Origin of the sequence: Tautonia sociabilis, from assembly GCF_003977685.1 — a bacterium.
GTDB classification, from domain to species: domain Bacteria; phylum Planctomycetota; class Planctomycetia; order Isosphaerales; family Isosphaeraceae; genus Tautonia; species Tautonia sociabilis.
Window position 1 is genome coordinate 237,979 of the sequence record NZ_RYZH01000001.1, and the last position, 11,676, is coordinate 249,654.

At 69.8% G+C, this 11,676-nt stretch carries 9 protein-coding genes; all 9 read left to right on the top strand.

Annotated elements, in window-relative coordinates; translation table 11 throughout:
* Nucleotides 1-217: 217 nt before the first annotated feature.
* The 9 genes from TsocGM_RS00935 (at nt 218) to TsocGM_RS00975 (ending at nt 11,609) form a co-directional block, all read left to right on the top strand.
* Nucleotides 218-610, top strand: coding sequence for a response regulator (locus TsocGM_RS00935; protein ID WP_126723436.1), 393 nt, complete (start codon nt 218-220; stop codon nt 608-610).
* Nucleotides 611-822: 212 nt separating this feature from the next.
* Nucleotides 823-1,920, top strand: a complete 1,098-nt coding sequence (locus tag TsocGM_RS00940; RefSeq protein WP_158633321.1) for a TlpA disulfide reductase family protein — start codon at nt 823-825, stop codon at nt 1,918-1,920.
* A gap of 534 nt (nt 1,921-2,454) precedes the next feature.
* Complete coding sequence (locus TsocGM_RS00945) at nt 2,455-3,645, top strand: UDP-sulfoquinovose synthase (RefSeq protein WP_126723438.1); 1,191 nt, start codon at nt 2,455-2,457, stop codon at nt 3,643-3,645.
* 227 nt (nt 3,646-3,872) lie between these two features.
* Complete coding sequence (locus tag TsocGM_RS00950; RefSeq protein WP_126723439.1) at nt 3,873-5,072, top strand: glycosyltransferase family 4 protein; 1,200 nt, start codon at nt 3,873-3,875, stop codon at nt 5,070-5,072.
* A gap of 44 nt (nt 5,073-5,116) precedes the next feature.
* Nucleotides 5,117-5,599 carry a hypothetical protein gene (locus TsocGM_RS00955; RefSeq protein ID WP_126723440.1) on the top strand — a complete coding sequence of 161 codons (483 nt, stop codon included), beginning with the start codon at nt 5,117-5,119 and terminating at the stop codon, nt 5,597-5,599.
* Between the two features lie 149 nt (nt 5,600-5,748).
* Complete coding sequence (locus TsocGM_RS00960) at nt 5,749-6,750, top strand: aldose 1-epimerase (RefSeq protein ID WP_126723441.1); 1,002 nt, start codon at nt 5,749-5,751, stop codon at nt 6,748-6,750.
* Between the two features lie 53 nt (nt 6,751-6,803).
* Nucleotides 6,804-9,038, top strand: coding sequence for a S9 family peptidase (locus TsocGM_RS00965; protein WP_233578129.1), 2,235 nt, complete (start codon nt 6,804-6,806; stop codon nt 9,036-9,038).
* 154 nt (nt 9,039-9,192) lie between these two features.
* Entirely contained in the window at nt 9,193-9,567 is a 375-nt protein-coding gene (locus TsocGM_RS00970; RefSeq protein WP_126723442.1) for a hypothetical protein, read from the top strand.
* 8 nt (nt 9,568-9,575) lie between these two features.
* Entirely contained in the window at nt 9,576-11,609 is a 2,034-nt protein-coding gene (locus tag TsocGM_RS00975) for a sodium:solute symporter family transporter (RefSeq protein WP_126723443.1), read from the top strand.
* The last annotated feature ends 67 nt before the right edge of the window (nt 11,610-11,676 follow it).

An 11,676-nucleotide genomic window follows, 5' to 3' on the forward strand; every position in this document is an offset into this window, starting at 1 on the left:
GCGCCGTAACCGGGTCGCGGGCCGGGCACCGCCGTCGAGATCAGCAGGGAAATGCGGTTGGATGGGGTGATTGTAGCGGAGCCCCGCACGCTCTCCCACCCCCCGCCGACCTTGCTCGCCGGCGCCGCCAACGACTATCATGGGGACATCGGCTCGCTCGCCTCCCCTCCCCTTCGGGGGGCGTGCCGACCGCCTTCCCGACGGAGCCCAACCGACGATGCCCGCCACCGCCCACAAGACCGTCCTCCTGGTGGACGACGACCCCGAGATCATCGACTCGATGCGGACCGTCCTCGAGGGCAAGGGCTACCGGGTGCTCGTCGCCCGGGACGGGAACGCCGGGCTTGCCGCCGCCGAGCGCGAGGAGCCGGATCTGATCATCCTCGACATGATGATGCCGCGCAAGAGCGGGTTCCTTGTCCTGGAGAAGCTCCGCACCCGCCCCGAGGGGCTCATCCCCACCATCATGATCACCGGCAACGAGGGGAGCCGGCACCGCGCCTACGCCGAGTTCCTCGGCGTCAAGGACTACATCCGCAAGCCCTTCGCCATGGAGAAGCTCCTCCGCTCCGTCGACACCATCCTTCAGGGCGAATCGAAGAAGGCCTGATCCCCGCCTCCTCCCCCCCTCTCGCCGAATCGGCCGAGGGCCGATCGCCTCGGGACCCGGAGCCGGCCGGCCCCGAATCCGCCCGCCCTTCTCCTGGCGGGCCTGCGCTCGCCGCCGATAGAATGGCCGTCGGCCCGGGGCCGCCTGCGCGGTCGGCCCGATCGCCCGGCCCCGGGTCGCGCCATCGACCCCGAAGCGGGAGGGACGCCACCATGAGCGGGATCGTGACCCGTCGCCTCGCCGGACTGGTCCTCGTCGGACTGCTCGCCCCGCCCCCGGCCCCGGCCTTCCCGGCCGACGACCGCTCCCCCGAGGAGATTCTGGCCGCGATCGAGGCGGTCGAGGATCCCAAGCTCGACTCCAGCCGTCGCGAGGATCTCGCCTACATCCAGGAGTACATCCAGCTCCGAGACGAGGCCGCCAGCCGCCGCGCCTCGCTGATTGGAGAGCTGTACCGGATCGCCCCGGACCATCCCCGGCTCCCTGGCCTGATGCCCACCCGATGGATGGCCCTGATGTCGAGCCCCGCCACCGTGGCGGAGGTGGGCAACGAGATCGAGGCGATCATCGCCGACGAGTCGAGCCCGCTCCGCACCGAGGCCGCCTACTACCGGGCCGTCCTGGCGATGCGCCGGGGCGAGGGAGGCGATCAGGGGATCCTCGACCCCATCGAGGCCTTCATCGCGATCGCCCCGAAGGACGAACGCGGCGGCAACCTCCTCTACCAGGCGGTTTCGTACTTCCTGCGCGACCAGACTCCCGAGCGGAAGTCGGCGATCCTCGATCGCGTCGTCGAGCAGTACCCCGACTCCCGGGTCGCCCGCATGGCCCTCGCCGAGCGGAAGAAGACCGAGGCCGTCGGCGAGCCGTTCGAGCTGACCTTCAACGAGGCAATCACCGGCCGGACGATCTCCGTCCAGGACGACCTGAAGGGGAAGGTCGTCGTCATCGACTTCTGGGCGACCTGGTGCGGCCCTTGCGTCGCCGAGATGCCGACCATGAAGTCGCTCTACGCCGAGTACAAGGACAAGGGCGTCGAGTTCATCGGCGTCAGCCTCGACTCGCCCGAGGATGAGGGCGGCCTCGACGCGCTGAAGGCGTTCGTCGAGGAGAACGAGATCCCCTGGCCGCAGTACTACCAGGGCAACGGCTGGGAGAGCGAGTTCTCCTCCTCCTGGGGGATCAACGCCATCCCGTCGGTGTTCGTCATCGACCAGAAGGGCACCCTCTACTCGACCCAGGCCCGAGGCCAGCTCGAGACGATGATCCCCGAGCTGCTCGCCAAGGCGGCTCCGGCCGGCGAGGAGTAAGGATTCCCTCCCCGGTCCCCCCAGACTGGCGAAGGCCAGCCGGCAGGCGATCCGGCGTCCTCCCGCGTCGGATCGCGTCTCGTCCCGCCACCCTCCCGATCGCATCGGGAGGGACGCGCCGTCCATCGGGATCGCCGAGTCTCGGTTCCCCCGACCCTCCTCCCCCCTCGACCTTCGGGTCCGCCCGGCGATTGCCTCGACCCAACCCCTCCGATCGGCCCATCGGGGTCGCCCCGCGCTCGGGGGCTCTTGCAAAGAGTTGCCCGAGCCCCATACCATACCAGACCATGTGGCGGTCGGCCCGGAGCGGTCGGCCCGCCGTCATGTCCGACGCGGCCGGGCTCGTCGTTCGTTCCCTCGCCGCCGGCGATCACGATGGCCGACCGACCCGCGCCGCTCGCACCGCACCGCGAGCACTCGTCCGCGACCCGATTCCGACCCGACGGCCCTCCCCCCCCTCGTCGCGACTGATCCGTTTCGAAGCCGGCCGGCGAGCCAGGGACCGTCCCTTCGACCTGAGAGCGAGCATTCCCCATGCGCGTCATCGTCATCGGCGGAGATGGCTACTGCGGCTGGGCCACCGCCCTGCACCTGGCCAATCGCGGGCACGAGGTGGCCATCCTCGACAACCTCATCCGCCGTCACTGGGACAACCAGCTCCGCATCGAGACCCTGACGCCCATCGCCCCCATCCAGCGCCGCCTGGAGCGCTGGGAGCAGCTCACCGGCAAACCCATCGAGCTGATGGTCGGCGACTGCTGCGACTATCCGTTCCTCTCCGAGTCGATCCGACGCTTCCAGCCCGAGGCGATCGTCCACTTCGGCGAGCAGCGCTCCGCCCCCTTCTCGATGATCAGCCGAGAGCGCGCCGTCGAGACCCAGGTCAACAACGTCGTTGGCAACCTGAACATCCTCTTCGCCATGCGAGACATCGTGCCCGACTGCCACCTCGTCAAGCTCGGCACGATGGGCGAGTACGGCACGCCGAACATCGACATCGAGGAGGGGTACATCACCATCGAGCACAACGGCCGCAAGGACACGCTCCCCTATCCCAAGCAGCCGGGCTCGTTCTACCACCTGAGCAAGGTCCACGACACCCACAACATCCACTTCGCCTGCCGGATCTGGGGCCTGCGGGCCACCGACCTCAATCAGGGCGTCGTCTACGGCGTGATCACCGAAGAGACGGAGATGGACGAGCTGCTCATCAACCGGCTCGACTACGACGGCGTCTTCGGCACCGCCTTGAATCGCTTTTGCATCCAGGCCGCCGTCGGCCACCCGCTGACCGTCTACGGCAAGGGGGGCCAGACCCGAGGCTTCCTCGACATCCGGGACACCGTCCGCTGCATCGAGATCGCCTGCAACAACCCCGCCGACCCCGGCGAGTTCCGCGTCTTCAACCAGTTCACCGAGCAATTCTCCGTCGGCCAGCTCGCCGAGAAGGTCAAGGAGGCCGGCGCCAAGATGGGCCTCGACGTGGCGATTGAACACGTCGACAACCCCCGCGTCGAGCGCGAGGAGCACTACTACAACGCCAAGAACACCAAGCTCCTCGACCTCGGCCTCCAGCCCCACTATCTCTCCGACTCGCTGCTGGACTCGCTGCTGAACTTCGCCGTCCGATACCGCGACCGGGTGGACATGAAGGAGATCCTGCCGAAGGTCAGCTGGAAGAAGGGGGCCATCGAGGAGGCCGGCGCGCCCGTCGCCGTGAAGTGACTCCCCGACACCAAGGCCGGGAGCCGATCGGATCGGCCCCGGCCGACCGCCGCCGTCGAAGCGGCCCTCCCCCGATTCCTCGACGGACACATCTCGGGGAGCCGAGACGCCTCGACGGCGGGGCCGAACCGGGATCTCCTGGTTCCGATCGCACTCCCCCCCCGGCGGCGCGGTGGCCTCATCGTGACGGCCGAGCCTCTCCCCCCCGCCTCTCGCCGACGACTCCCATGCGCATCGCCCTGTTCACCGAGACGTTCCTGCCCAAGATCGACGGCATCGTCACCCGACTGACGCACACGATCACCCACCTGAGGAGGGCGGGAGACGAGGTCCTGGTCGTCGCCCCGGCCGGCGCGCCGAGGCGCTTCGAGGGGGCCCGGGTCATCGGCGTGCCGGCGGTGCCGTTCGCGCTGTATCCGGAGCTGAAGCTGGCGATCACGGGCAAGAAGATCGGCCGTCGCCTGCTGAAGTTCGACCCGGAGATCGTCCACGTCGTCAACCCGGCCGTGCTCGGCGCCTGCGGCGTGGCGCACGCGGTCAAGCGCGACCGGCCGCTGGTGGCGTCGTACCATACGCACGTGCCGAAATATTTGAAGCACTACAAGCTCGGTGCGCTCGAGGGGCTTTGCTGGAAGATCATCCGGTCGATGCACAACAAGGCCCGGCTGAATCTGTGCACCTCGACGGCGATGATCGACGAGCTGAACGCCCGGGGCTTCCACAACCTCGCCCTCTGGCCTCGGGCCGTCGATACCGAGCTGTTCCGGCCCGGGTTGAAGTCGGAGGCCATGCGGGAGGAGCTTTCCGGCGGTCGCCCCGGGGCGCCGCTGCTGCTGTACGTCGGCCGGCTGGCGGCGGAGAAGGAGATCGACCGCATCCGGACGGTCCTCCGGGCGATCCCGGAGGCCACCCTCGCCCTGGTCGGCGACGGCCCGGCCCGCGAGAAGCTGGAGAGGCACTTCGAGGGGACCCGGGCCCGGTTCGTCGGCTACATGAGGGGAGAGCGCCTCGCCTCCGCCTTCGCCTCGGCCGACGCTCTGGTGTTCCCCTCCCGCACGGAGACGCTGGGCCTGGTGCTGCTGGAGGCGATGGCCGCCGGCTGCCCCGTGATCGCCGCCCGCGCCGGCGGGATCACCGACATCGTCACCGATGGCGTCAACGGTTGCCTCTTCGACCCCGCCGATCCTGCCGGTCTGACCGTCGCCACCCGTCGGCTGCTCGACTCGGCCTCCCTCCGCGAGTCGCTGCACCGCAACGCCCGGATCGAGGCCGAGCGCTGGAGCTGGGCCGCCGCCACCGACGCCCTTCGCTCCTACTACCGCGCCGTGCTCGACGGGGGGCCCGTCGCTCCGACCTCCGCCGGCCATCCCGGCCCGGTCTCTCCCGATCCCGACTCGTTTCCCCGCCCCGCGGGGCTGGGCTCCTGACGCCGGAGGCCGGCGGGGCCTTCCCCATCCGAAGGATCGTCCTCATGGATCGTCCCCCCGACGTGGTCCGCTACGTCCCCTCCCGGGGGAAGTTCCTCGTCGTCGCCTTGGGATGCGCGGCGGTCGGGCTGTCCTGCCTGCTCAGGCTGGTGGTCGTCGGCGCCGGCCCCTGGGCGGCGATCGGCGCCGGGCTCTCCCTGCTCGGGGTGATCAACGGCCTCCAGTCGCTGGACCGCTCGCGCTGCCACATCGAGCTTGGCCCCGAGGGCTTCGTCGAGCGATCCCCGCTGCGATGCCGTCGGATCCGATGGTCCGAGGTGGCCGAGTTCGCCCTGCTTCCGCTCCCTCGGCGCACCTGCTGGGTCGTCTACCGCCCGATCGTCCCAGACTCCCCCCGCATTCCCGGCTGGCTCCGGGCTTCCCGCCGCCGGCAGGTGGTCCTGGCCGACACCTACGGCCTCGACGCCGCCGAGCTGGTCGACCTGCTCAACTCCTGGAGGATGCGGTTCGGTTCCCCGACGCCCTGATTTCCCCGGTCGATTCCTCGGGAGCGGCCCGGGAGGGGAGTCCGGGAGGCGATCGTCTTGTGTCGAGGCCCCGGGGCGGTTGGAATCGAAGGCGGATCGGACCGTCGGCCGATCTCATCCGAGCCCGATTCGCAACGGAGGACCGCCCGATGGCCTGCCACGTCCGCACCGAGACGCGCGGCAACCGCCCGATCTTCGTGCTCAGCGACACCGACTCGGGAGCCTCCGCGTCGATCCTCCCGTCGTATGGCTTCAACCTGTTCGACCTGCACCTGCCGGCCGCCGGTGCGCCTCGGTCGCTGGTCGTGACGGCCCCCGGATGGGAGAAGAACCCCGAGAAGCCCGCCCGGCACGGCTTCCCCGTCCTCTTCCCGTTCCCCAACCGCATCAAGAACGGCCGATTCTCCTGGGGGGGCACCTCCTACTCCCTCCCGCTCACCAAGCCGCCTCATGCGATCCACGGCTTCGCCCTCGATGCCGAGTGGGAGGTGATCGACCACGGCGAGGGCCCCGACGGCGCCTTCCTCACGGGACGCTATCGCCTCCCCCGGACCTTCCCCAACGGCGCTCCCTGCTGGCCGAGCGACGGCTACCTCGACATCCGGTACGCCCTGCACGGGAGGTCGCTGACCCTGGACGCGACCATCGCCAACGAGTCGGAGGGGGATCTGCCCTACGGCCTCGGCTTCCACCCCTACTTCCGCCTCCCCTTCGGCGGCGGCGGCGACCTGGACCGCACGAAGGTGGTCATCCCCGCCTCCCGCTTCTGGGTCCTGGACGACTCGATCCCCACCGGAGCGACCCTCCCCGTCGACGACGCCCTCGACTTCCGCCGCGGTAAGCCGATGCGAGGGCTCCAGGTCGACGCCGTGCTCACCGGGCTGGAGCACAACGCCGAGGGGTTCGTCGTCTGCCGCCTGGTCGACGAGCAGGCCCGCTGCGAGTTCCGGATCGGCTTCGACGCGGTCCCCTTCCGAGAGGTCGTCGTCTTCACCCCGCCGAACGCGCCGGACGTGATCGCCGTCGAGCCCTACACCCAGACCACCGACGCCATCAACCTCCAGCAACGCGGCGTCGACGCCGGCCTGCGCGTCCTGCGGCCGGGCCAGCAGGAGAGCCTCCGGATCGCGATGGAGACCGCGGACTTCTGACCGCCCCCGGCGCGATCGCCCCCGTCCTTCCCGATCGCCCCGAGACGAAACCCATGATGCTGCCCACCCTCACCCCGATCGCGCTGGCCGTCTTGCTGCTGACCGCCTCGATCGCCCTGGCCGCTCCCTCTTCCCAGGGCCTCCCCGTCGGGCTCGACGACGCCGCTCGCCACCCTGCCCCCGGCACAACAACCCCGACCGCCATCGCCTTCTCCCCCGACGGCGCCGCCGTCACCTTCCTTTACCCCGAGGGAGAGGGGCCTGGTCGCGTCCTCTGGCGGCTCCCGGCGGCGGAGGGGGCCCGCCCCGAGGTCGTCGCCCGCCCCCCCGGCGAGGGGAACACCGACGAGAACGTCTCCCCCGAGGAGGCCCTCCGCCGAGAGCGGATGCGCCTCAGGGACACCGGCATCAGCCAGATCGTCCGCTCCCCGACCGAGGACGCGAGCCTCCTCCCCCTCAACGGCGACCTCTATCTCCTCCGGGGAGACGGCCCGCTGCGACGGCTGACCGAAACCGAAGCCCCGGAGATCGACCCGAAGTTCTCCCCCGACGGCTCCCGGGTCGGCTTCGTCAGAGCGGGAGAGCTGTACGTCCTCGACGTGGAGACCGGCGCCGAGACTCGCCTGACCGGAGATGCCGCCGAGGGCGTCTCCAACGGCCTCGCCGAGTTCATCGCCCAGGAGGAGCTGGGCCGATCGACCGGCTTCTGGTGGTCGCCCGACGGCTCCCGGATCGCCTTCCAGCAGACCGACGAGCGGCACATCCCCGAATTCGTCATCGTTCACCAGGGGGACGACACCCCTTCGACCGAGTCGCACCGCTACCCCTTCGCCGGCGCCGAGAACGCCCGCGTCCGGCTTGGCGTCGTTGCTTCGACCGGCGGCGAGCCCCAGTGGCTCGACGTCGCCGAGGACGGGGAGGAGGCCTACCTCGCCCGGGTCTGCTGGGACGGGCCCGGCCACCTGCTCGTCCAGGTCCTCCCCCGGGACCAGAAGTCCCTCCGCCTGGTTCGGATCGACGTAGAAACGAATGAACGCTCCACGCTCGTCGAGGAGACCTCCCGCTCCTGGGTCAACCTCCATGACGATCTGGCCCTCGTGCCCGGGACCGGCGAGATCGTCTGGTCGACGGAACGCTCCGGGTTCCGGCACCTGATGCTCCTCGACCGCGAGGGCAAGCCGATCCGAGCGCTCACCTCCGGAGAGTGGCCGGTCGACGCTCTTGTCCACCTGGATCCCGACCGCCGGGAGGTCTGGTTCCTCGCCGGCCGGGAGTCCCCGCTCCGCCGAGACCTCTACCGCGTCTCGCTCGACGGCGGCCCGGTCGAGCTCGTCACCGCCGGCGAGGGGTACTGCTCCGATGCCGTTGTCTCCCCCGACGCCGACCAGTTCGTCGCCACGGTTTCCTCCACCAATCGCCCACCGGTTTCCACGCTCCGAGACCGCTCCGGCCGGGTGCTCGCCACCCTGGCCGACTCGGGGACCGACCCTCGGCTCTCGGCGCTGGACCTCATCCGCCCCCGCCTGTTGAAGTTCACCAACCGCGACGGCGAGACCCTCTTCGGCGCTTACTACGAGCCCCGATCGGTCGACCTCGGCGTGAAGGCCCCGCTCGTGGTGCTCGTCTACGGCGGCCCTCACGTCCAGCGCGTGACCGACTCCTGGGCCCTGACGGCCGACATGACGGCCCAGTACCTGTCGGCCCTCGGCTTCGCCGTCTGGAAGTGCGATAACCGAGGATCGTCCCGCCGGGGCCTGGCGTTCGAGTCGGCCCTGGACCGGAACCTGGGGACGGTCGAGGTGCTCGATCAGGTCGACGGCGTCCGCTTCGTCTGCTCGACCGTTCCGAGCGCCGACCCCGACCGGGTGGGCATCACCGGTGGCAGCTACGGGGGCTACATGACGATCCGGTCCTTGCTGCTGGCCCCCGAGGTCTTCGACGCCGGAGTCGCCATCGCCCCCGTCACCGACTGGGACGGCTACGACACCGGCTACACCGAGCGCTACATGGGCACGCCTGCAGACAACCCCGAGGGATACGCCTCCTCCTCGGTGCTGGACAAGGCGGACCGCCTTAAGGGGGACCTGCTGCTCATCCACGGGTTGCTCGACGAGAACGTCCACTTCCGCCACACCGCCCGCCTTGTCTCGGCGCTGATCCGGGCCGGCAAGCCGTTCGAGGTGCTGCCGATCCCCGACGAGCGGCACTCGACCCGGAAGCGGGAGAACCGCCGAGCGATCCTCGACCGCACCGCCCGCTTCTTCGAGGAGCACCTCCGGGGAGGCTGAGGGCGGAGGGGCATTGCATCGACCGCCTCGCTGTGGGAAAAGGAGGGACCGATCGCCGGCCGCTCCCCCGGCCGGTCCCTCTCGCCGCCGATGATCCGCCGGCCCTGCGACCGACCGTCCTTCCCGACCCCCCCCTGCCGAGCGACTTCCGCCGATGGCCGACCCCGACGACGATCCCGTCTATCTCGACTCCCGGCGCGAGGCCCTGGTGATCCTGCTCGCCTGGTTCGCCTGCCTCGTCTGGACGGTCGGTTTCTGCTACCTCCACGGCTACTCCCGGCACGATCGGGTGCCCGGCGAGGTCTCGGCCCTGCTGCCGCCGCTGGACCGCTTCGACCGCGCCCCCGACTCCCTGACGATGCCCCTCGGCCTGGGCATCCCCGACTGGGCCCTCTGGGGGGTGGTCGTCCCCTGGGTGCTCTGCATCGGCTTCAGCGCCTGGTTCTGCTTCGCCTTCATGAAGGACGACCCTGAGGCGGCCGACCAGGGAGAGGACGAACACGTGGTCGACCCTGCCCGGGAGCAGTGACACCTCTCATGACGCACGAACTCGCGACCGGACTGGTTTTCCTCGTCTACATGGTCGGCGTCTTCGGCCTAGCGATCCTCTCCAATCGCCTGCTCCAGAAGAAGTCGTTCCTGGCCGAGTATTTTCTCGGCAGCCGGGGGCTGGGGGTCTGGGCCCTCGCCTTCACCTTCGCCGCCACCAGCGCCAGCGGAGGGAGCTTCACCGGGTATCCGTCCCTTGTTTACACCTATGGATGGATTGTGGCGGTCTGGATCTCCAGCTACATGATCGTCCCTCCGGTGACGATGGGCCTGTTGGGCAAGCGGCTCAACCAGGTCGCCCGGAGGGCCGGGGCGATCACCATTCCCGACGTCATCCGGGAGCGGTTCGCCTCCCCCGGCCTGGGGCTGTTCGCCTCCGGCGTGATCGTCTTCTTCACGCTCACGAACCTGATCGCCCAGTTCAAGGCGGGCGGGATCATCCTCAACGTCCTGCTCGAGGGCACCCCCGGGTACCGGGAGTCGATCGTCCCCTGGGTCGAGCGCACCGGGGTGCTCGGGCCGATGCTGACGGTGGCCGGGGCCGACACGGGATACGTCATCGGCCTGCTGCTGTTCGCCTTCACGGTGGTCGTCTACACCTCCTACGGCGGCTTCCGGGCGGTGGTCTGGACCGACGTGATGCAGGGGATCGTCATGGGGATCGGCGTCCTGTTGCTGATCCCCTTCACCATGCATGCCGTTGGCGGGCTGGGCCACGCCACGAAGACCCTGGCCGAGCGGCCCCCCCGGTTGGTGGTCGGGCTGGCGTCTCGGGATAACGCGATCGAGTACCTGGGCACGACCCGGGCGGATGTCCTGGTCGAACACGTCGCGCTCCCCGACGCCGCCTCGGTCGGTTCCGACCCCGTCGTCGAGGCCGGCGAGGACGAGGAGGGCCGCGTCCGGATCACCGTCGGCCTGCCCCTCAATGAGCGCGGAGACGTCGGCGTCTCCAGCCGGCAGGTCGTCGACGCCGTCAATGCCTCTCCCGAGGCCTCCCGGTGGGTCTCGGCCGCGATCCCGTCCCTCGAACGCTACCCGTTCCTCGTCGGAGACGGACCGGCCCCCACGACCGAGCACCCCAATCACCTCCGCCCCGGCACCGACCTGGTCTTCGGCCCCGGGCTGAAGCAGCAGGGCAAGGGGGCGGGAGACCCGTTCCACCCCATCGGCATGGCCATCTCCTTCTTCTTCATGTGGGCGATCTCCGGCGCCGGCCAGCCGGGGACGATGGTCCGCCTGATGGCCTTCCGCGACAGCAAGACCCTCCGCTACGCCCTGTTCACCGTCACCATCTACTTCGGCTGCATCTACCTGCCGATCATCTTCCTGTTCACGGCCGCCCACCAGGTGATCCACCCCAGCGAGCTGACCGCGGGCTCCGACCAGATCATGCCCGAGCTTGCCAGCCGGGTCGCCCCCTGGTGGCTGGCCGGGATCCTGATCGCCGCTCCGTTCGCGGCCGTCATGTCGACGGTCGACTCGTTCCTGCTGCTGATCAGCTCCGCCGTCGTTCGAGACATCTACCAGCGGAGCATCAACCCCGAGCTTTCCGAACGCTCGGTGAAGATCCTCAGCTACTCGACCACCGCCCTCAGCGGCGGGCTCGTCACGCTGATGGCCCTGAACCCGCCTCGGTTCTTGCAGGACTTCATCGTGATGACCGGCGCCGGGTTTGCTGCCACCTTCCTCGCCCCGATCGCCCTGGGCATCTACTGGAAACGGATGTCCCGGTTCGGCGCCTGGATGGCGATGCTCGGCGGCTTCGTCACGACCGTCGTGCTCTTCTCCCCGGTGATGCTCGGCCGTCCTCTGGCGGCGATGGGGATCTCCTGGCGCACCGAGGAGATCAACCTGCTCGGCTTCCATCCGTTGCTCTGGGGGCTGATCGCGTCGTTCGGCCTGGGGGTGGTCTGCAGCCTGGTCGGCCCCCGGCCGCCGAAGGACCTGATCCGACGCTACTTCGCCCGGCCCGAGGCCGCCGGGTTCCCCGGCTCCGAGCCCGAGCCAACCCGGGTTTGACCGCCCTGGCCGGTTCGATCTACAATCGGCCCCCGATCGGAACGCCTCCCGCCCAGGACCACTCGCA

Bases quoted from the DNA above. Each gene is read 5' to 3' on its own strand.
- TsocGM_RS00945 (WP_126723438.1), top strand. From the start codon at position 2,455: ATGCGCGTCATCGTCATCGGCGGAGATGGCTACTGCGGCTGGGCCACC.
- TsocGM_RS00935 (WP_126723436.1), top strand. From the start codon at position 218: ATGCCCGCCACCGCCCACAAGACCGTCCTCCTGGTGGACGACGACCCC.
- TsocGM_RS00955 (WP_126723440.1), top strand. From the start codon at position 5,117: ATGGATCGTCCCCCCGACGTGGTCCGCTACGTCCCCTCCCGGGGGAAG.
- TsocGM_RS00970 (WP_126723442.1), top strand. From the start codon at position 9,193: ATGGCCGACCCCGACGACGATCCCGTCTATCTCGACTCCCGGCGCGAG.
- TsocGM_RS00950 (WP_126723439.1), top strand. From the start codon at position 3,873: ATGCGCATCGCCCTGTTCACCGAGACGTTCCTGCCCAAGATCGACGGC.
- TsocGM_RS00960 (WP_126723441.1), top strand. From the start codon at position 5,749: ATGGCCTGCCACGTCCGCACCGAGACGCGCGGCAACCGCCCGATCTTC.
- TsocGM_RS00940 (WP_158633321.1), top strand. From the start codon at position 823: ATGAGCGGGATCGTGACCCGTCGCCTCGCCGGACTGGTCCTCGTCGGA.
- TsocGM_RS00965 (WP_233578129.1), top strand. From the start codon at position 6,804: ATGATGCTGCCCACCCTCACCCCGATCGCGCTGGCCGTCTTGCTGCTG.
- TsocGM_RS00975 (WP_126723443.1), top strand. From the start codon at position 9,576: ATGACGCACGAACTCGCGACCGGACTGGTTTTCCTCGTCTACATGGTC.